Origin of the sequence: Nitrospira moscoviensis, assembly GCF_001273775.1 — a bacterium.
GTDB lineage: Bacteria > Nitrospirota > Nitrospiria > Nitrospirales > Nitrospiraceae > Nitrospira_D > Nitrospira_D moscoviensis.
Map to the genome: position 1 here is coordinate 1,552,331 of NZ_CP011801.1, position 20,545 is coordinate 1,572,875.

17 protein-coding genes, 2 tRNA genes and 2 pseudogenes are annotated in these 20,545 nt (G+C 57.1%); 14 read left to right on the forward strand and 7 right to left on the reverse strand.

Annotated features, from left to right (window positions below; genetic code table 11):
- Nucleotides 1-455: 455 nt before the first annotated feature.
- Nucleotides 456-779 carry a helix-turn-helix domain-containing protein gene (locus NITMOv2_RS07605; RefSeq protein WP_053379291.1) on the reverse strand — a complete coding sequence of 108 codons (324 nt, stop codon included), beginning with the start codon at nucleotides 777-779 and terminating at the stop codon, nucleotides 456-458.
- On the reverse strand, nucleotides 776-1,123 hold the full coding sequence (locus NITMOv2_RS07610) for a type II toxin-antitoxin system RelE/ParE family toxin (RefSeq protein ID WP_053379292.1): 348 nt from the start codon (nucleotides 1,121-1,123) through the stop codon (nucleotides 776-778). The genes NITMOv2_RS07605 and NITMOv2_RS07610 overlap by 4 nt, the downstream gene beginning before the upstream one ends.
- Before the next feature lie 1,221 nt (nucleotides 1,124-2,344).
- Here NITMOv2_RS07610 and NITMOv2_RS07615 point away from each other — a divergent pair.
- On the forward strand, nucleotides 2,345-3,703 hold the full coding sequence (locus NITMOv2_RS07615) for an NTP/NDP exchange transporter (RefSeq protein WP_187299399.1): 1,359 nt from the start codon (nucleotides 2,345-2,347) through the stop codon (nucleotides 3,701-3,703).
- A gap of 31 nt (nucleotides 3,704-3,734) precedes the next feature.
- Nucleotides 3,735-4,568, forward strand: a complete 834-nt coding sequence (locus tag NITMOv2_RS07620; protein ID WP_053379294.1) for an MlaA family lipoprotein — start codon at nucleotides 3,735-3,737, stop codon at nucleotides 4,566-4,568.
- A 346-nt stretch (nucleotides 4,569-4,914) separates the two neighbouring features.
- Here NITMOv2_RS07620 and NITMOv2_RS07625 read toward each other — a convergent pair.
- Both NITMOv2_RS07625 and NITMOv2_RS07630 read right to left on the reverse strand, forming a co-directional pair.
- Nucleotides 4,915-5,841: pseudogene (locus NITMOv2_RS07625) on the reverse strand (sigma-54 interaction domain-containing protein); the annotation flags it as partial.
- Between the two features lie 442 nt (nucleotides 5,842-6,283).
- Nucleotides 6,284-6,946, reverse strand: a complete 663-nt coding sequence (locus NITMOv2_RS07630) for a Crp/Fnr family transcriptional regulator (protein ID WP_053379296.1) — start codon at nucleotides 6,944-6,946, stop codon at nucleotides 6,284-6,286.
- 318 nt (nucleotides 6,947-7,264) lie between these two features.
- Between NITMOv2_RS07630 and NITMOv2_RS07635 the strand changes: the two genes are divergently transcribed.
- From NITMOv2_RS07635 to NITMOv2_RS07690, 12 genes and pseudogenes are all read left to right on the forward strand, one after another.
- Nucleotides 7,265-7,816: a carboxymuconolactone decarboxylase family protein gene (locus NITMOv2_RS07635; protein WP_053379297.1), complete on the forward strand. Its 552-nt coding sequence runs from the start codon at nucleotides 7,265-7,267 to the stop codon at nucleotides 7,814-7,816.
- A gap of 77 nt (nucleotides 7,817-7,893) precedes the next feature.
- Nucleotides 7,894-8,322: a YHS domain-containing (seleno)protein gene (locus tag NITMOv2_RS07640; protein WP_202967328.1), complete on the forward strand. Its 429-nt coding sequence runs from the start codon at nucleotides 7,894-7,896 to the stop codon at nucleotides 8,320-8,322.
- Between the two features lie 79 nt (nucleotides 8,323-8,401).
- Nucleotides 8,402-9,013 carry a cytochrome P460 family protein gene (locus NITMOv2_RS07645; RefSeq protein WP_053379299.1) on the forward strand — a complete coding sequence of 204 codons (612 nt, stop codon included), beginning with the start codon at nucleotides 8,402-8,404 and terminating at the stop codon, nucleotides 9,011-9,013.
- Nucleotides 9,014-9,049: 36 nt separating this feature from the next.
- Nucleotides 9,050-9,361 carry a DUF4383 domain-containing protein gene (locus NITMOv2_RS07650; protein ID WP_053379300.1) on the forward strand — a complete coding sequence of 104 codons (312 nt, stop codon included), beginning with the start codon at nucleotides 9,050-9,052 and terminating at the stop codon, nucleotides 9,359-9,361.
- A 233-nt stretch (nucleotides 9,362-9,594) separates the two neighbouring features.
- The gene (locus NITMOv2_RS07655; RefSeq protein ID WP_053379301.1) at nucleotides 9,595-10,512 is read left to right on the forward strand and encodes a phosphatase PAP2 family protein; all 918 of its coding nucleotides are present in this window, start codon (nucleotides 9,595-9,597) and stop codon (nucleotides 10,510-10,512) included.
- Between the two features lie 55 nt (nucleotides 10,513-10,567).
- A complete protein-coding gene (locus tag NITMOv2_RS07660) occupies nucleotides 10,568-11,944 on the forward strand; it encodes a BamA/TamA family outer membrane protein (RefSeq protein WP_053379302.1) in 1,377 nt (458 codons plus the stop codon).
- A 216-nt stretch (nucleotides 11,945-12,160) separates the two neighbouring features.
- A complete protein-coding gene (locus NITMOv2_RS07665; protein WP_053379303.1) occupies nucleotides 12,161-13,714 on the forward strand; it encodes a hypothetical protein in 1,554 nt (517 codons plus the stop codon).
- 1,163 nt (nucleotides 13,715-14,877) lie between these two features.
- On the forward strand, nucleotides 14,878-15,396 hold the full coding sequence (locus NITMOv2_RS07670; RefSeq protein ID WP_053379304.1) for a GNAT family N-acetyltransferase: 519 nt from the start codon (nucleotides 14,878-14,880) through the stop codon (nucleotides 15,394-15,396).
- A 517-nt stretch (nucleotides 15,397-15,913) separates the two neighbouring features.
- Complete coding sequence (locus tag NITMOv2_RS07675) at nucleotides 15,914-16,282, forward strand: nuclear transport factor 2 family protein (RefSeq protein WP_053379305.1); 369 nt, start codon at nucleotides 15,914-15,916, stop codon at nucleotides 16,280-16,282.
- A 61-nt stretch (nucleotides 16,283-16,343) separates the two neighbouring features.
- The gene (locus NITMOv2_RS07680; protein WP_053379306.1) at nucleotides 16,344-16,886 is read left to right on the forward strand and encodes an alcohol dehydrogenase catalytic domain-containing protein; all 543 of its coding nucleotides are present in this window, start codon (nucleotides 16,344-16,346) and stop codon (nucleotides 16,884-16,886) included.
- A 63-nt stretch (nucleotides 16,887-16,949) separates the two neighbouring features.
- A pseudogene (locus NITMOv2_RS07685) lies at nucleotides 16,950-17,444 on the forward strand (quinone oxidoreductase family protein).
- 122 nt (nucleotides 17,445-17,566) lie between these two features.
- Entirely contained in the window at nucleotides 17,567-18,151 is a 585-nt protein-coding gene (locus NITMOv2_RS07690; protein WP_053379308.1) for a carboxymuconolactone decarboxylase family protein, read from the forward strand.
- A gap of 392 nt (nucleotides 18,152-18,543) precedes the next feature.
- Here the strand turns inward: NITMOv2_RS07690 and NITMOv2_RS24640 are convergent, their stop codons facing one another.
- The 3 genes from NITMOv2_RS24640 to NITMOv2_RS07715 form a co-directional block, all read right to left on the reverse strand.
- Nucleotides 18,544-19,224: an FKBP-type peptidyl-prolyl cis-trans isomerase gene (locus NITMOv2_RS24640; RefSeq protein WP_053379309.1), complete on the reverse strand. Its 681-nt coding sequence runs from the start codon at nucleotides 19,222-19,224 to the stop codon at nucleotides 18,544-18,546.
- Between the two features lie 34 nt (nucleotides 19,225-19,258).
- Nucleotides 19,259-19,352: transfer RNA gene (locus NITMOv2_RS07700), tRNA-Ser, on the reverse strand.
- Nucleotides 19,353-20,427: 1,075 nt separating this feature from the next.
- A tRNA-Ser gene (locus tag NITMOv2_RS07715) sits at nucleotides 20,428-20,517 on the reverse strand.
- Nucleotides 20,518-20,545: the final 28 nt, after the last annotated feature.

Sequence of the window (20,545 nt, forward strand, 5' to 3'; positions counted from 1 at the left end):
CCATTCCCATGGAAAAGCGGAAGACCATGACCATGACCATCACGGTGACCACGGCGCCCACGATCACCATCATTCATGATCTAGCATAGGATCCTGGTTCCAGTTTCTTGCCTATCAGTGATCTACTGCTCCTCTAGCCAACTGATGGAGCATCAGAGCCTGCGCTCACTTCCGATTGAGAAGCATTCGCAGGTCTCCAAGACCGGACTACTTACATTTACGCCCTCCCCGCGAGCTTCCTTTGCCATTGCGAAGGGTTCACTAAATGTTTATCACAGGAGGCCGGAACTGGTCGGTTTGGGAGTGAACAGATCGGATGTCGGAAAATGGGGTTCTTATCGGCGGTTCGGCACCATATCCTATCTTGGAGCAGCAGGGAGAGCAGGGGGCTTTTCACGTTAATGCCGTCCCGCCCACCGGGATCCGTCATCACGTGCGCACTCGGCTTCTTGCCTTCAGGCCCTTGCTGCGTGCGCAACAGTCGGCATGGGCCGTACACGGACTTTCACGTCGACGCGAGAGCCGAGCCGGTTGAGGATCGACATCAGGCGATCGACAGTAAACCGTCCGAGGTCAGCATGACGAATACGTGAGAAGTCGGCGGCTGCAATGCCGGTTCGATCCTGTGCTGCGCGCACGGTGAGGTGTTCGCGGTCAAGCGTCTTGACGATTTCAGCTGCCAGAATGGCCTTGAACTGTTCCACATCGGCGTTCTCAAGCCCGAGGTCGCGGAAGACGTTTCCGCTCCCGTGCACGACATCCGGCCTTTCTTTTTTCATCGCAACATCTCCTTCAAACTCTTCAAACGCGCCTTGATCACCTCGATCTCACGCTTCGGCGTCTTGATGCCCTGCGTCGATTTCTTCTGGAACGCGTGGACGACCCAAATCTCCTCGGCCAATTGCACCGCGTAGACGACACGGAAGGCATCGCCGTGGAACGGCAGCGCAATCTCGAACACGCCGGATCCAAGGCCATGCAACGGCTTGGCAATGTCCGTCTTCCCGCCTTCCGCCGCAATCGTCAAGGCCGCAAGGCAGATTGACTTGGCGCCATCCGGGAACGAGTCGAATGTTTTTAGGGCCGCCTTGATCCATGAAATCGGCCTTGTTGTCCGGGTCATCGGTTCCGCGCTACCGCTTTTATGTTGTCATAAATGACAATATGTGTCAACGAATAATCCCTGCGTTGTCCTCAATGAAGAGATGAGCCATCCTGCCCTGGAGCCACGGTGTTCTGCATGCGAATCCGATGCAAGATGCGGCTTATGAGTCGACTTCCCTATCCGCTTATGACTGGAGGCTAAAGGAATGAAACGTTCTCAGGGTGTGTCTCTACGCCTAACGATATCGATGTTCCGATCGTGAAGAGTGCCAACAAGAGTGCCAACCAGTTGCTACTTATCCACAGAAAAAGCCCCAAACGGACGGAAAACCGGCATCAGGCGTTTGACGAAAATTGAGAAGAAATTGAAAGGGATCGAGAAAGAGAGAACTAAACTGACAAAGTGGCGAAGGACTTTTCAGGGCTGTGCTCTACCAACTGAGCTACCTCGGCACATGTTTTCAACGACTCATGCGATGTCTCACCAAATTACGGTAGGGCTGTGCTCTCTCACCTCAGCTACTGCGGCAGTAGCGGTATATCAAGAGGTTAGAAGTTTCGATCAGACTCGAAAACCCTGAGTGCCAACAAAAGTGCCAACAACCTTCCTCATGAGCGCTGCACGATACCCGATCATCCTTGATTCGGTCAAGGTCTGAGGTCAAAAGGTTGGCCACTGGGCGTAATCACGATAGCCCTACTCAAAATTGCCAGAGCAGACTTAAGACCATCGCTTTCTATTGGAGTAACTGTGTCTCACCGACTGCATAACGTCGAAGCTTTCCACTCACTTCATCCTAGATAAGCCCCATCTGCCGGACCCGCGCTCGGGGAACGATTCAGTCCAAGATTGCGGGTGCCGATGCAGGTCCCCGTGAGCTCATGGGAGTCGTGGATCCCCATACACTCGTAAAGCCTTCATCATAGGGACATGGATCGGAAGGTGAATTCCGAACGGGCACTCACTTGAGAGAAGCGTATTCCTGAGAACCGAGGAAACGCGATTGCGACGGAATCGAGCTGCTCCCAATTCCGTTAAGCTCCACAACTAATCGTTTCCGCGCAGCGAGTCTTCGTGGTGCGACGAAAACTCGATGAAGGACAGCAAGAAAGGGAACAGTACAAGTCTCGGAGGATCCTGATGTTATTCAAGAACGGAGCGTGGCACGAAGATTGGACTAGGCATGGGACCAAAGGACTAATCGCGGATCACTCGCGAGAATGGCTGGATGGAGCGATCATGAATCATTGGATAAGGAGGCATCCCCCAACACGTGATCTGTACGTCGCGGGCCTCCTCTTCACGTTTTTTTTCCTCGTCATTGCGGTCTTCCAAATACTGAAGCCCCTGAAGAGTGGTTTGTTCGTCGAGCACTATGGGGCGCAGACGGAGCTCTATGCCAAGTTGGCCAATGTGCTTCTCGCCGGGATGGCAGTCGGCATCTTTACAGGTCTGTACAACAGGTTTTCGAGGCGGCGGTTCATCTCAGTGTTAAGTGGGGCCTTCGCCGTGGCGTTCCTCGGGCTTGCCTTTCTCCTCCCGGATGACGAACAGCCTCTCCTGATCTGGACCCTCTACTTCCTGGGCGATCTCGAAGTCACGGTCATGGTGACGGCGTTTTGGGCCTACTTGACGGATCTGGCTCGCGGACCCGATGCGCAGCGCTTCTTCGGTCCGATCGGTGTCGGTGGAGTCCTCGGCGGTTGGGCAGGAAGCTCCCTTGCGAAGTTTCTTCTTTGGAGCGCGGGAACGAAAGGACTGCTCGTCATCGCTGCCGGACTCATGGGAGGTGTTCTTTTGGCCGTCGCTGTCACAGAATCTCTGGTGCGGAGATCCTCGACGTTCAACCCGATTCAGCGACTCCACGCTGTACCGAAGGATCAGAAACGCGCCGCCGGGGGGTTGCCTGACCTGATCGAAGGAGCGAGGTTGGTCGTGCGGTCACCGTACCTCATGAGCATAGCCGGACTCCTGGGGTGCTATGAAATGGCTTCGCAACTGATCGACTACCAGTTCAAACTCGCGGCTCAGGGTGTGTCCGGTGTGCAAGCCACACAAACGTTCCTCATCGACATTTATCTCTACTCGAACCTGCTCTCCGTCCTGGCGCAGTTTTTCTTGGTTGGCATGATGATGAAACGGTTCGGCCCGCGCGTGACGCTCTTGGCCCTTCCTGCGGCCATCACGGCAGGCTCTCTGGGGTTTCTCGCGATGCCGACGTTGGCCGCGGTCAGCCTTTTGGTCATTCTGGATAACGGCCTGAACTATTCGATCCAGCAGACGGGTCGAGAATCGTTGTACCTCGCGACCACGGCAGACGAGAAATATAAGGCCCGCGCGTTTATCTCCATTTTTGTCCAACGCCTAGCCAAGGGACTCAGCATCTTGGCGGTTCTGGCGGTCGGATCCATCGGACTCCCCGCATACTATCTGACCCTCATCACCATCGGGGCGATGGGCATCATGGTGGTTCTGAGTCTCAAGGCGAGCCGGCGCTTCGGCGAGGCAGTCGACAAGTCAACCGTGATACCGCGGACGAAGCACGTCTCACCGGCCGGCAGGTCGGAGGGCAACCACGTGTTGGCGGCCAGCGCTTAATGAAACGTTAAGGGAAGAGGATCGAAAGGATATGCTGCACGTGAACGCTCCTCACTCTTCTACTCACGTGGCCGTGCCTTTGCGCCGGCTGACCACTGTGCGCCTTCGAGCCGTTTGCCTTCTCGTACTCCTGACTGGCTGGCCGGGGAGTTGCCTTCTCGACGTCATGGCAGCTGAAATCGTTGGTGAAGGGCACGAGCGTTTCGCGCCGCACGACCTCGATCATGCCGCTGATCCGTTCAGCGAGAACAGCCTGGAGTCCATTGACGATCCGTGGGAAGGATTCAATTCGAGCATGTTTGCGTTCAATCAGTCAGTCGACCGATATGCCATCAAACCACTTGCCACCGGTTATGACTGGATCGTTCCAGACCCGGTTGAACGCTCGATCGGGCGGGCATTTCGCAACGTTCGCTTGATGCCGCGGATGCTCAATAATCTCTTACAGGGGAAATGGCAAGCGACCGGAAGGGAACTCGGTCGGTTCGCCATCAATAGCATGGTCGGAGTGGCCGGCCTGTTCGATGTTGCTGACCAATGGTTCGGACTCGGCTCACTGGCGGATGAAGATGCAGGGCAGACACTTGCCGTCTACGGCGTCGAGCCTGGTCCCTATCTGGTGTTACCGTTGCTGCCCCCGACTACCGTTCGGGATGGAGTCGGATTCCTGAGCGATCTCGTCCTTGATCCTCTGACACTGTTCCTGCCCCTCGCACCTCAGATCGTCTCGCAGGCGGGTGAGACGGTCAATGATCGGTCTCGGAACTTGGAACTGTTGGACGGTCTCGAACAAAGCACGCTGGATCTCTATAGCGCTGCTCGGAATGCCTACGCTCAAGCACGCACCAGAGCGATTCGAGAGTGAGCGGTTGATTCGCATGCGATCAGCCTGGGTGTCATGGTGATGAGAAACGCAGGAGGGCAAAATGGAATGTGGTCGCTGTCATGGACTGATGGTCTGGTACTACATCGTGGACTTGCTTGCATCGGAAACTGACGGTCTGGCCTGGCGATGCGTGTCATGTGGAGACATCCTGGATCCTGTCATTCTTTCCAACGGACAACGGCGGGACCGCTTGACTCACGCCATCTAGAACAGACCCCGGCATTCTGACCTTGCGGCAGCCTGAACGAGACAGGGAAAAGAGCGGTCACTCAGAGGCAGAGAGTCCCGATTCCTGTGGAAGATGTGATCCATGAGAGCAGATGCGTCAATCCGGTTTCTTGATTCCCAGCTTCTTGATGCGGGACACCAAGGTAGTCGGCTTGACTCCTAAACGCTCTGCTGCGCCCCCCGGTCCGTAAATGCGCCAGTGACTCAGGTGCAGCGCGGTCAACAAGTTGTCGCGTTCCCATTGCCGCATCTCGGCTTCGGTCAACACCTCTCCTTCGCTCAATCGTGCGGCAGTGCGTATCGGGCGCGTCACTAGCTGTTCCTGATTTGTTCCATGAGGCAATTCGAATTCAAGCGAACAACCTTGTGACGCAATGACGGCTCGCTCGATCACGTTCTGGAGCTCTCGCACATTCCCGGGCCAATCGTAGAGTTGTAGCTGCCTTACCTGAGCCTCCGGCATAGGCGGTCTGGAACAATGCAGCCGTTCGGCAGCCTGTTCGACGAAGTGCGCGGCGAGCAATGGAATGTCTTCCTTTCGATGGCGTAGAGGCACGACAGGAATGGGATAAACGTTCAGGCGATAATAGAGGTCCTGTCTGAATCGTCCCGCCTGAACATCCCTCGTGAGGTCTCGATTGGTGGCCGCGACGATCCGGACATTGACCGTTCGGGTCGTTTCCTCTCCCACCCGCTCATATTCCCCTTCCTGCAGCACACGCAGTAACTTGCTCTGCAGTTCCACCGGTATCTCTCCGACCTCATCGAGGAAGAGCGTGCCGCCATTGGCCGACTCGAATCGGCCGGCACGATCCTTCAGGGCACCGGTGAAGGCTCCTTTGACGTGCCCGAAAAATTCGCTTTCGTAAAGTTCTCTTGGAATCGAGGCACAGTTCACGCGGACAAGTGCCCGACTTCGACGTTGGCTTCGCTCGTGAATTTCGCGTGCCACCAATTCCTTGCCGGTTCCGGATTCGCCAAGAATGAGGACCGTGGCATCCGTAGGGGCGACAAGGTCAATCTGCTGAACCATCGCACGCAAGGCGTCACTCCGCCCGACGAGATTCCCGAAACCGTGTTCGGACATCCGCTCCAATTGGAGAGAGCGTTCTCGTTCGGCCCTAGGTGTGAGGCGGGGCGTCTCTGCATAGGCTGCGTGGTCGGCTGGCATAAGTGGAGTCCCGCTGAAACTGTTACCGTGCGTAAAGCTTTGCCGACTTGTCGCGAGGGAGTATGTCGCAAGTCAAGGATTCCGTCTGTTCGCTAGATAACAGTCCCTCAAAATCAGTTCACCGTTTGGCCTCATGAGGGGCCCGCATCACCTCTTGCTCCGGTGTCGACTCAGAACTGCCGGTTAATCCGACAAGTGGACAAAATTATGAGTCGCCGCACGTGACCGATCCTTACACATGTGGTCCCCTAGTAGTGTCCGCTCTTCACGCTGCACGTGGTTGGTTGACGGAAGACTACTCGAGAGCCCTGAGGTTCTGAATGCAGATCAGTGTGCGGTGGTAGTCGAGGATGCCGCGACTCTTGAATTCATTGAGGATCGTGCTGACGACGGGCCTGGCTGCTCCGACGAGATCTGCCAATTCTTGCTGGGTAAGTTTGATATCCAGCTCGAAGCCGTGCCGGCAATGTCCGCCTTGTGTCCCGGCGAGGTCGCGCAATGTCTCCGCGAGTCTCGATCGGACATCATGGAACATCATCAGCTCCAGCTTCCGTTCGAGGAGCCGCTGTCCTTTGGAAAGGGTTTCGATGGTGTCCCACGCCAACAACGGCTGAGACCTCAAAAGTTCCCTCAGCTCCTTTACCAGAACCCGATAGAGGACAGTACGACCTTTGGCCTCTGCGGTGTCTGTGAGTGTGGTGCTCGATTGGTCAGCCAGTGGAGCGCCGAACATCTGTCCCTCGGTTAATACGGCCATCGTGAACTGATCTCCATCGCGATTCAGCCGTGAGAGCTTCACCCGCCCCCTCGCAATGATGAACGCGACATCGGCTATGTCTCCTTGACGATGAATCACCGCCTTGTCTCCCAACGTTACCACAGAGAACGAAGGACAGTGATGCCGCCACTCGGCTTCAGACAGTTCCTCCAGAGAATGAGAAGGAGTTCCGCGGTTCATATTCACCAAGAGCTCGGCAAGTTCGCTGGGCCACGTTCTGGCTTCGCGAGGCCGTGGTCGAATCGCTGACTAACTTAAACGAGATCTCGTGGCGACACAACGACTCCTTGTTGTCCACGAATTGTCGTGATCGCTCAGATGGAGGTCAGCCCGAGGCTCTTAACCGTAATTTCAACGCGTTCCCATCAAACGTCGGCGTGGCACGCGGCTTGACATAGTGGTGACACGTGCAGGCCGTTCGAGGATCAAGTGGAGGCACTCCTCCATCGATCGGCGGACGCGATGACATCATAACCCTTAACTTGCAGGAGGACCGACATGCCACGCATTCAACCGCTTGAGCCAGGAGCCGCAAAGCCGAAGGCTGCTGAATTGCTGACCGCCATTCAGCGCCAATTCGGAGTCGTGCCAAATCTCTTCAAGACCTTGGCCCATGCCCCGTCTGTGCTCGGGGGCTATCTCAACTTCACCAAGTCGCTTGGGGCCGGGAAGCTGTCCGCGGCGCTGCGGGAACAAATTGCACTCGCGGTCGCCGGGGCCAACCGTTGCGGATACTGCGCGTCGGCCCATACGGCCATCGCGAAACAAGCCGGTCTCGATACGCGGGAATTAGGCCGTAATCTCAATGGGAAGTCGGAGGATCCGCACACGCAAGCGGTACTGACGTTCGTCAACAGCGTCGTGACGTCACGCGGCAATGTGACAGACGCGGATCTGGCACAGGTACGAGCCGCGGGAGTGTCGGATGGAGAGATCGTGGAGATCATTGCCAACATTGCGATCAACATCTTCACCAACTACTTCAATCTCGTGACAGGAACAGAGGTGGATTTTCCGGTGGTCGACGTGGGCCAGGCCCGCGCCGCGTAGTGGTCGCATCACATTCACACTTTCACATCAAAAGGAGGTTTCCCATGCATTCGGTGAAGAGAGCAGTTCTGGGTTTCATGGCGCTGATCGCCGCCGCCATTGCTACACCGGCCCTCGCGACGGACTACACCCATAGTACGCCTGGCGCGGGCGGCTATGACGTGGTGGCGTATTTCATGGATGGCAAGGCCATGAGGGGGTCAGGTTATCACGTCGCCGATTACAACGGCGTGACCTATGCCTTCACGTCGGAAGAGCACAAGAAACTCTTCGTCGCAAATCCGACGAAGTACCTTCCAGCCTATGGAGGGTACTGCGCCTACGGTGTGTCGGTGGCGAAGAAGTTTGTGGCTGATCCCGAGGTCTGGAAGATCGTCGATGGCACGCTCTACTTGAACTTGGACAAGGGGATTCAGGTCAAGTGGGAAAAAGACATTCCCGGAAACATCAAGAAGGCGGAGAAAAACTGGTCCGCCATCAAGGACAAGGCTCCCGGTGATCTGTGAGGACCATTAGGAAAGGCCCGCCGCAAGAAACGCGGCGGGCCTCTGTCTCGGTTGAGTTGCAGCAGGAAGGAAAACGGACATGAAGAAGTACGGGATGTCCATTGTGATGCTGGGGTTGGCTGCTATTCCGTTGACGGGGGCGATGATGAGCGAAGGTGAAAAGTCCTTTGCTCCGAATGTCGAGCCGGCAACCGGAGCGATTTGGGTCCCTGAAGACTATACCGAGTGGCCCACGCTTGGTACCTGGACGCATGCCCACACGGACGAGAAGCTGGGAGAAATGGGGCCTGGCGTGCACGAATACCACGTCGTCTACACTCAGCCGGAGACCATAGCCTATTACCAGAAGCATCGGCGGTTTCCTGACGGGGCTGTGTTGGTCAAAGAACTCTTGGATGCCAAAACCATGGCGATGACCACTGGGCCGGCAGTCGGGCACGCGACGACCATCAAAGGATGGTTCGTGCTGGTGAGGGATACCAAAGGCCGCTTCAAGGAATCCAGTTTGTGGGGAGATGGCTGGGCCTGGTCGTTGTTCAATGCCGACGATCCCAGGCACACGGTCTCAAAAAACTACAAGACGGATTGTATTCCCTGTCACACGCCGGCAAGGGAGCTTGCTCCGCGCAACGCGGTCGATGCGGACAAGTGGATTTACTCCTTTGGCTATCCGGTGTTGCAGAAAAGATGACCGAACCATGAATCGTGAAAGAAGGAGGTGATTGTCATGTTGACGAGCAAGAACATCTGTATCGCATTCGGGTCCGTGTTCGTCCTTGTGGGGTTCCTCGGGTTCATTCCTAACCCGATCGTCTCAGCGGAAGGCCTCTTTGAGACGAACGTCATGCACAACCTTGTGCATGTGCTGACCGGTTCCGCATTCCTGTTCGGCGGGCTGGCAATGGAAGGGAGAGAAGGGTTCGCGCTGAACGTCATTACGGGGGTGGTGATCGAAGAAGCCGCGTCCCATCCGGGCAAGCGCGCCAGAATCCCGTCACCCATCGTTTCCGGAATCCGAGGGAGTATGAGAGATGTCTGATCATCCGATGGCACAGGAAGACAGATTGAATGGCAAATCGTGAACCACAAGATCTTTATGACGCACTCACCGGAGGCTACCCGAAGCTGGCCTGGCCAAGTCCTCTCGGCGACGAAGAATCATCATGGTCTCTTCGGCAGGCCATCGCTGATCGATTCGGTGTTCGCATCGGCACGTGGTCCCGAGAGGCACTTGGGTAAGCGTGTCTCATTCCGGGGGCGGCATGGGGAACAATGGTGGGGCAAGGCGCGCTTGTCGTCCTGCTGCTGGCGATTTTGTTCTCCTGGCCGTGCCGTGCTCATGCCGAGGCCCGGGAGACGAGAGAATCGAGTGGGATCAGTGAGAGCCGGCCAGAAAAACTGACCGGCCCGACAGCGTCGCCGGACGGGATCAAACAGACTGGCCCGTTCGGAGCGGTGCGTTCGGTCGGACAGGCAGTCCTCGCCGATATCGGCTATGTGCTGACGTCCCCGCTGAGGATGGACCGGCAGAGCGTCCTCATCGCGGGAGGAGTCGGACTCACGATCGGTGGATTGATGGTCGTAGACAAGTCGATCCAACGGGCCTTTCAGGAGAACCGCACCGACACGAACAACGAGATCGCGGACACGTTGGAGGAGATCGGATTCGGGAGGAACGTGTTGATGGCAAATGTCGGCTTGATCGGCGCGGGGTGGCTCTTCCGAGAACACGAAGCGGGCAACAAGCTCATGCGGACGGCCCTGGTCAGTCTAGAATCGCAACTGTTCACCGAACCCTTGGTCGGCCTGACCAAGTTTGCCGTGGGCCGGGCCCGGCCTGATGCGGGGGAAGGCACACAGTCGTACGACCCGTTCGAGGGATTCGACAAGTCGTTCCCGTCGAGCCATGCAGCCCGCACCTTTGCCGTGGCCGCGGTCTTCGCAGACGCGTACCCGCAACCGATCCCCTTCCTGGTGTACACCGGCGCGGCGTTAATTTCCCTGTCGCGGATTTATCTGAACGAGCATTTCGCCTCAGATGTCTTTGCCGGCGCGGCACTCGGCTTCGCCATCGGGAATGCCCTGAGCTGGCGGCATCAGCATCCGGACGCACTCCGCGGCTGGAGCGTCCTGCCTTTTGTGCCGGCCGCACGGGGAGGATTGGGCCTCACCGTCGAATGTCGGTTTTGAGTCGAAGCCCGGCAGTCCTTAGGGAAGCCGGCGAGTAGAAGGAAAGTCCAACGCCATGACGGTTGGTCCTACACGCTCCATCACCTGCCTGCTCGTTTGGACTCTCTTGGTCCTCACGCTGCTTCTCCAGATGGCCTGTGCGACGAAGCAGCCCCCTGCCGTCCCACCACCGGAAGCCCCTCGGCAAGCCGCGTCCGCCGAATCGCCGCGGGAAGAACCCACGCCACCGCGCGACGACCGGCCTACGACCCAGCCGCCTGAGGATGAAGAAAATACCTGGGCCAACCGGCTGCTGGCGGTGCCGGAATATGCTTGGGCGGGATTCACGTATCCATTCAAACAGCTTGCGATCGCATACGAACGGCACGATCTGCTCAATCGCGCCTTGGATGTCTTTCTCAATGACGAACGCACGGCAGGAATCTATCCAAGATTATCGGTAGGCGGTACCCTCAGCAGCGGGATCGGGTTCACCGCGTTCAACAACAATGTCTTCAGAAAGGGCAAAGAAGCGCGGCTGTCCTACCTCGTGGCAACCCGGGATAATCAAGTGGGCGAGCTATCTTTTCGCGACCCGTCCCTCCTCGGTTCTGCCTGGTCTTTTGAGACGAACGCGTTCTGGTTGAATTTCGACGAAAGCCACTTCTTTCCCGGTGGGAATGGGGCGCGGGAGCAAGACGAGACGAATTTCGAGCTCAAAGAACTGGCCTGGGATACCACACTGGGTCGTCGGCTGGCGGGTGATCTCAGTGCGGCGCTCACCGGACGGCTATTGATCGCCGATGCCAAACCATCCAGCCGGCTTCCGGCCACGCCGGCGACCGTCACGGGCAACAACAGTTCCATGACGGCGTTGGCCATCGAACCCAGCCTTCGGTACGACTCACGGGACAATCCCTTCCGGCCGACCATGGGCTGGTTCGCAGAGGGATCGTTCACCTACACCGACCAGGTGAATCGCGATCAGTTTCGCTACATCGGCTACCGTCTGGAGGTCCAACGGTACATCCCTGTCTTCCATGGCAACCGAGTGCTTCTGCTGAGAGGGTATCTCGCGAAACAGGACAGCTTGGGTAGCGGGTCGATCCCCTTTTACGAGCTGAACCTCTTGGATCTCAACAACGGTTTGCGCGGGTTCGACCGCGGGCGGTGGCAAGATGAAGGCGCCCTCCTGTTCAATGCCGAATGGCGGTTCCCCGTCTGGCAGGATGTCGAGGGCGATATCTTTCTTGACGAGGGGCAGGTGTTCAACGACCACACGGACATCGGGCTGAAACAATTCCGGTACTCCGCCGGGGCAGGGCTGCGTTTCGTCTCCAACAGGAAGTTCAGCTTCCGGATTCAAGTGGCGGGGAGCGAGGACGGGGTCTTGACCCTGATCCGAGGAGACCTGGATTTCATCAGGCGACGAGCCGCAACGCTGGGTTTTTGATCAGGCGCTCCCATGAACATACGACCATCCGCCAGGGTAATCCGGCACTCACGCGTGCTGACAGTTTGGGCGCTTCTCCACACGGCGACGGCTGGTTGCTACAGTGCGCCGGCTCTGGAACGGCCTCACTTCCAGCGAGCAGACGACCGAAGACCTATTCCCGAACCGCAGGAAGAAACGGAAGGCCAGTGGGCTTTCTGGGATGGTACCGACAAGATGATCTTCTACCGCATTGGGCAACTCTTCAACCTCGGTCGTTCCATCCGAACGGTTGGAACGTGGGTCGGCCTCGCCAGTCCGGTGGAGGCTCAGAACGTGAACAACTTCGACGAGGTTCCCGATTCGACCTGGTTCACGAACCGTCACGCCTTTGCACGACTCTCGCAAGACGACTTGGCTCGAGGTGCAGGCATCGGGGAAGGGCCGAGTCCCAGAGGGGGCTGGACGGCGATCAGCGCGAAAGAGAGTCTGGGTTCCACGCCGGGCTTCGTCATTCGCGATGAAAAGGACGACGTGTATCTCTTGAAATTCGACCCGCCGTTGCACCCTGAAATGACGACCGCATCGGAAATGATCTCTTCGCGCTTCCTGTACGCGGCCGGCTACCATGTCCCGGAACATTATCTTGTCGACGTGGACCCCCGCCGAATCGTGGTCGGCCCAACGGCCAAGTTCCGTGGCCGATACCATGTCCCACGGCCCATGACCGATGATGACATCAAGGCCATCTTGGAGCGCGTCCCCCATCGGCCTGATGGAACGATTCGGGCTATGGCCAGCAAGTTCCTGCCTGGAATTCCCAAAGGTCCGTTTCTCTATGTCGGGCAACGGCCGGACGATCCCAACGACCGCATTCGTCATGAAAACAGGCGTGAATTGCGAGGGCTTCGGATTCTGGCGGCCTTTCTGAACCATACCGACACCAAGGCGGCCAACGCACTCGACATGTACGATCCCGAAGCGAAGTATCTGACGCATTACCTCATTGACTTCTCCTCGACGTTGGGAGCGGACAATGCCGATCCGCAACTCTCTCGATTTGGGAACGAGTATTTTCTCGACTTCGGGACCGTTGGCCGGTCGATGGTAGCGGCAGGGTTCTACGTGAAGCCATGGGAGGTTCCCCTCCGAATGGCGTTCCCGGCCGTCGGGTACTTTGAGTCGGACTATTTCGATCCGGAGCGATGGCGCCCGACCTACCCGAATCCGGCATTTCTCCGGACCACGCTACGAGACGCCTATTGGGGGGCCAAGATCGTCACGTCGTTCACCGATGATGACATCGACACGATTGTGCAGACCGGCGGGTTCACTGATCCGCGAGCGGAACGGTACGTGGCGGCGGTCTTGAAAGCGCGCCGCGACAAGATCGGCCGCTACTACTTCTCCCTCGTCAACCCGCTCGACCACTTTGAACTGATGGAAGGAAGCGGAACTGATCTTGTGCTGACATTTGAGAATCTGGCGGTGTTGCGGGGGTATGCCCCGAGCCCTACTGCGATCTATCGCTATTCTGTGAGGCGGCGTGTGAGGTTCGGTGTCGATTCGGAAGTCATTCCACAACAGGTAGTGATACAGTCGAGGATCACGATTCCCTTTGGATCCGGAGGTCTCGAGGCACCGGCGCTTTCGGACGATTTCTTCCTTTCCGTGGAGATCCAGACAAGTTACGACGGCGGGGAGCGATGGAGTCCGAGGACGAGCGTCTATCTTCGATTCGATCCACTCACGAAGCGGCTTCAACTGGCGGGCGTTGATCGCGAGAGTTGAGTCGCACGTTGATGGCCGGTAGCGCATCGTCGCGTCGACTGATATCAGTCGACATAGTCGCCCAAGGAGCGTGATCATGTACGGACAAGGCAGCTCATCCACCGCCTTCTTCACCGCACGATTCCTCACCATCGGATTGCTTCTTGGCTGCCTCGGAGTCATGGGCTGCGAGATCCGGCCGAAACCGTTTCTGCACGTCGTCGAGTATGGCTCGATCTCCTCTTGTCGAGAGGGGGCCGCGCACTGCTCATGGGACCGTCTGGAACGGGACGCGGAACTCTCGGCCCTCGTGAATTGTCTGCTGGCGGGGGCGAATGTATTGGAGATCAAGGAAGAGCGAGGCCAATCCCGTTCGATGTTGCGCAGAGTCGTGTCTCCAGTCCCTCCGCGGTTCGGGTACGAACGTGGATCGACTTCCGACCTCGATTCAAGCGGCTGTTCCGAAGCAAACGGTCCCTGTTTTGTGGCCAGTCGGCACGATCGGCCCGTCACCTGGGCAAGCTGCGGAACTCGGGTCTTGGATGAAGACGAACTAAGAGGTGGCGCGGATCTCCATCGAGCAGATGGACTGGACCACACCGATGTCGTGACCGGATCACTGTCCAATGCGACCGACGATCACTCTGGCCCCACTAGACTGGACGGTCCCGACCACTGGTATCGGGTGACAGTCACTCAGCCGACAAGAATTGAGGCAGCCGTGGCGGCCAACCGAGCCCTCTGGTCAGGCGTGGTCGGCTTGGTCCAATCGCCCTGGCAACCGGCTCTGTTTCTCCTATCGCCGGACGGATCTCAGCTTCAACAAGGTTACGTGTTTAGAGCGGGTGTGACGGCATTGCTTCCTGCGGAAGTAAAACCGGGGACATACTACTTGGTCGTCGATAGTTCTAGGCTAGAGTGGAAACGTGGGGATGGCCTCTATCGGCTGTACGTAGGGCTCAATCGTCACTTGATGGGATCGCCCAATAATCGAGGATCTTCTCGAAAGTAGGGTCAGGACTCATTCCTCCTGCGCGGCGTTAGCCCGTTTTCCCTTCATTCGAGATTTTCAATGCGCTGTCCGGAACTCACGTTCTTGTCTCAAATGGTGGTCTCTACCATGACCTCCTTTGTATGTCCCTCTTGAAAGAGAGCGATGAACATTCGTTGGATCCCGCAGTGAAATGACCAATACTCCAGAACGCAGAATCACGTTCGTACGACTGCCTGACGTTTCGAAGGACGAAATCCTCCGGCACATGTCTGATCCTCGTGTTGCTGAACACATGCCGTTACTCGCATTCAAATGGGACTACGATGCGGTCACCAAATTCGTGGAGGCCAAGGAAAAGTGCTGGCGCCGCGATGGCCTTGGCCACTGGGCGATCCTCTCCAACGGCCGTTATGTGGGCTGGGGTGGGTTTCAGAAAGAAGGTGATGAGTGGGATTTTGGTTTGGTGCTCAAACCGGACTCTTTTGGGCTGGGAGTTCATATTTACAAGAAGGCGATCGCACTTGCGATCAGTGATGGCCGTATTCCTTTCGTGACCTTCCTCTTGCCTCTTTCACGGAAGAATCTTGGCGCGCTTGAACGGCTTGGGGCCACATTTGTCGGTGAGATTGAGATCGATCATGCAGTATTTCGAAAGTTTCGGCTGGATCTGGATCCTGGATCGCCGCCTCATCCTCACGGAGAGAAATAGAATCCACGTAGCTGTTGCCGCCAGCCCGGCCATGTGGCCCGGAGTCGCCGATCTGGTCCAAGCGGCTTGGCAGCCGGCTCTCCCCCTTTTCACTTCGGAGGGAAGGCAATTGCAACGAGGACATGTCCTATAGACGGGAACAACGGCGCTGTTTCCGCAATGCGCCGTACCTTTGGCCATAGGGCAGGGCTCATCATGCCGTCGTCTCATCTGCCAAGATCACTCGGTCGTAGAGGCTAACGCTCCTACATCGAACCGTCGAGGATTCTCGAGAAGCTTCAGGCTCTTTGAGCCCGAGCCCCTGTATCCGGTGAGCGACCGCATCTTCGTTGGCCGACCACGAGTCTTCGTGGACAACGAAATATCGTTGCGGACGAGTTGACCGTACGAGTCGGAAGTCCAGGGAAGTTCGGCTATTCCCGAGTCAACGTTCCTGGCACATCTCTTGGGTAAGGAGAAGGCACGGCCAAGCCTCAAGGCGGGCAATGAAGAACCCACAAGCGAAAAGGAGAACAACATGACCACAGCCACTGCTGCGAACGTCCATCACCGACTCACAGAGCTTTTCGACTATATCCGGGCCGGCCGCATCCTCGAGGCGATCGACGAGTTCTATGCCGAGGATGTGGTCATGCAAGAGAACAGCGCGCCTCCCACCATAGGACGGCAGGCCAACCTCGAACGTGAACGACAGTTTCTCAGCACCGTGAAGGAATGGAGAGGGTTCGAAGTTACCGCTCATGGCGCGGGCAACGACGCGACGTTCTACGAAACCGTGATGGACTGGATAGCCAAGGACGGCACCCCCGTGCATATCGAGCAGGCGGTCGTCACGAAATGGAGGGACGGAAGAATCGTCCACGAACGCTTCTATCACAACCCCTAATGGAAGCTTACCTCCAGGGGGCGCCTTATCCACTTTGGAACGACGGCAAAGGAGCATGACCATGAGCGTCCTCACGTTGGATATCACTGCTACTGAACATGCCGATCGGAGTCGGCCGGCGAAAAGCATGAAAGCCGTGATGCTTCAGAGATTCGGTGGGCCCGAGGTCCTGAGTTATGAAGAGATTCCTACTCCGAGCCCCAAGCCGGGCTACGTCCTCATCAAGGTGTTGGCTGCCGGGATGAATCGACTGGATCATTACATGCGCGAGGGGTCGGTCATGCCGAATCTACCACTCCTGCACATTTTAGGGGTTGATGCGATCGGTGAAGTTGTGGGGTGGGGTGATGGAGTAACGGGCATACAAATCGGTGAGCGCGTCATTCCCGCCGCGGGGTTTACGCTCCGGGAAGAAGACGATTTCAATCGACCCTTGGCCATTTCCCCCAGCTTTGTCGTGCCGGGAGTCCATATCTGGGGGTCCTATGCTCAGTACATGGAAGGTCCGGCTCGATGGGTGGTGAAGGACGAGACGGGACTGGCACCTGCCGAAGTCGCAACGCTCCCAGTTGTGCTGGGAACATCCGTTCGTGCGGTCAAGTAAGTCGGGGAGGTCACAGCTGGGAACACGGTGCTGGTGACGGCCGGGGCATCCGGGTCAGGAAACATGCACATTCAGGTCGCGAAGGCGCTGGGCGCCAGAGTGGCTGCGACCGTGCGGGATGATGAAAAAGGTGTTTTCGTGAAATCGCAAGGAGCCGATCTCGTGATCAACACCAGAAAAGAAAGCGTCATCGATCGAATAAGGGATTGGACCGGCGGACAAGGCGTGGATGTGGCCATTGATAACGTGGGTGGAGAGGAACTGGCGCGCACGATTGCAGCCGCTCGTCCTTTTGGAACCATCGTGGTGTATGGCTTTACGGGCGGTATCGAAGGGAAGTTTGACGTGCGGGAGTTCTTTTTCACGCAGAAACAGATGCGGGGCACCATATTCGCTGACTCTTAGGATCTGAGATGGGGACTGGAGCAGGTCCATGCGGGGCACATTAAGCCCGCGCTTGACCGTACCGTCGCGCTCCATCAAGCTTCTGAAGCACACAAGTTGCTCGCGGCCAACCAAGTCAAAGGGAACTTCGCTCTGCTCCCATGGGTTGAATGAGCGCCTGATAGAGGAGGGACAGGAATGTGGGACCGTTCAATACCTTTACAGGATGCTGCAATTGGAGGCATCAGGCATATGTGTAACCGTCAGATACAGCACCTTGGTCAAGAAGGAGACTCATGAAATTCCCAATCCATACCACGGCCACAGCTCCGAAGGAATCGCGTAGGGCGCTGAAACAGATCGAAAACAAATATGGCTTTGTGCCGAACTACTTCGGAGTGTTATCGGAGTCACCGGTTGCCCTACGTGCCTACATTGGCGTGAGTAACGCGCTTCAGGACAGTGTATTGTCCCCGATCGAGCGCCAGGTGGTCGCATTGACCATCAGCGTCACGACTGACTGTGCCTATTGCGTCGCGGACCATTCGACCCTGGCAGAAATGGCCGGGATGCCGGACCACATTCTCAAGGAATTGCGCCAACAGAAGCCTCTGTCAGACAAGAGACTGAATGCCCTGCGGGGACTCGTGTTGTCGATTTTGTATCATCGCGGTTGGGTGCCGAAAGAGGATCTTGAGCATTATGCCCGCGTAGGGTATAGCGAGCGACACATCCTGGAGATTATTAGTGTCTTGGCTCTGAAAATCATGAGCAACTACGTGAATCACATTGCGAAGACTCCGCTCGACGTACAATTCTCCGGGCAGGCGTGGAGCCCTAAGAATAACTCGACTGTTCTGAAGACCGATTCATCCCGCTGACAGCCTGAGATGAGAGTTCATGAAGGACAAGAAAAGAAATAATCCCACCCGAGCCATCGGACCTTAACGAAGGCTAAAGTCCCATCTTGGAAAGTGCCAACAAAAGTGCCAACCAGGTTCTACTTATCCACAGAACACGCCCCAAACAGACGGAAAACAGGCATCACGGTGTTTGACAAGAATTGAAAAGAAATTGAAGGGGATAGAGAAGGGGAGAACTATCAGGGGAAAGGGACGAACGACTTTTCAGGGCTGTGCTCTACCAACTGAGCTACCTCGGCACGAAGCAGTATTGTGGAAGGTGTGGACGATACCGCAGAACGCGTGATGGGGTCAAGGGTAAGAAGCTCTTGTCTGCCGCCTCTCTTGAGGGAGAGGCGGCAGAATTGTATCTACTTATTCGCGACGATATCGAGAAGCTCCACTTCGAAAATCAGCGTCGCACCGGGCTTGATCGCCGGAGGTGATCCCCGTTCGCCATAGGCAAGATTGGACGGACAGACCAGCTTGCTCTTGCCGCCGACCTTGATCTGCTGAAGCCCTTCCGTCCAGCACTTGATCACCTGTCCGAGCGGAAACGTGGCCGGCTCTCCACGTTTCACCGAGCTGTCGAACACCGTCCCGTCGATCAGCGTGCCATGATAATGGACCTTCACCGTGTCCGTCGCCTTGGGCGTCGCGCCGGTGCCGGATTTGAGAGGGATGATGACGATGCCCGATTCCGTTTTCGTGGCGCCCTTTTCCGCCGCGGCCTTGGCAAGATAAGCCGCGCCGGCTTTCTTCTCGTTGTCCGCCACTACTGCCGCCCGCGCCTGTTGCAATTGCTGAATCTTCGGTCCGAACGTCTGGAGGTCGACTTTTTGGGGGCGCTTCAGCACGCCGTCCGTGATCCCGCTTTTCACGAACTCCAACTCCGATTCGGTCAGCGAGAACGTGCCGAGTGATTGGCTGATCGCCAGTCCAAGCGCGTACATCGTTTTTTGCTCGTCCGTGGTTGGCTCTTGCGGAGCCGCCAGCAGCGGAGTCGTCATGAAGATCATCAGGGAACTCAGGCTCAACATGATGGTGCGCATCGAGGGGTCCTTTCCTGGGAGAGCACGGTGGACATGGCGGAGAGGGAGGGATTTGAACCCTCGGTAGAGATTTTGGTCCCTACGACGGTTTAGCAAACCGTTGCCTTCGGCCACTCGGCCACCTCTCCGATCGGCATTCTCTGGTGAATTCACGCCCGCGTCACGCGGAACGTGTCGTTGGGGTAGGGGAGCCCGCGGACGGAAGCCATCTTACCTCAGCAGCGGGGAGCGGCACAAGCCGCGAGGTCGATCAGAGGGAAGGAACGAATCAGCTCCGTGCAATGCCGGCTCGGGCATCGTCAAATCGCTTGAACCACTGCGTGGGCGAAAGGTCGATCGTGAACAGGGCCGCCATCATTTCTTTTGCAGCCGGGCGCCGGACAGCGGAGGGATAGTTCGCCGAATGGAAGGGTTCGGTCTGTGAAGGAACTCGCAGGGCTGAGCCTGATTGAGGGCTTTCAGCTTGAGGAGCGGAACGCTGTACCGCGGTTCAACATGGCTCGGTCGCACCACTCCGCTGAGCGCCAGCATTTGGAGCGCGATCCGCTTTTGTTTGGCCCGTGCTCGTTGTATCCGCCATTGTGTGAAGGACATCAGTACATGCTCCTGTTCCGGTTCTTGAACGAATTCGCTCGCAGGCCTACATCCACAAGATCTTGCCCAGGTCTTCATCCAAACTTCTCGGGTGCTGGCACGTCATGCAGCGGGCAAACAGCCCTGCCGGTTGAGTGGGAGCTCCGCTCGGGCGGAGGACCAGTTGATAGGTGCGGCCTCCGCAAAAAGGACAAGCTTTTCCATGGACCTCTCGCTTGATGGCTCCGATCTTGCCGAGTTGTTTGTGCATTGTCCGATCCTCCTGGATGGGCCGCACTGCCGAACCGGCAGTATGCCGAGCATAGGACGGTGAGACGAAAGGTGAAAATACCGTAGAGGTAGGAGGGGACCAGCCGAAAGGGGGATGGGTCAGAACGTGCCGCGTACGAGCGGCCCGTTCTGACCTGATTTTGTGGAGAATAATAATAAGTTCGAGGGTGAAGGCAGGTTTCCCCAGGAGGGAGCAGAAACCTCTTGCTGCCCTAAGGTGGGCATGCCTAGAGCAGGCACCTTCACCCAAGGATCAATAAAACAAAGAAATGAGGACGGGGCAAGTAGTAGTTTACCTAGGAGGGGGGAGGAAAGACGCGGATGGATGTACGGAAACCATGGCGGAGGGGGCGAGATTTGAACTCGCGGTCCCCTTGCGAGGACTCCGGTTTTCAAGACCGGTCCGTTCGGCCACTCCGGCACCCCTCCAAACCAAGCTCGCTCGACCCGGAGACAA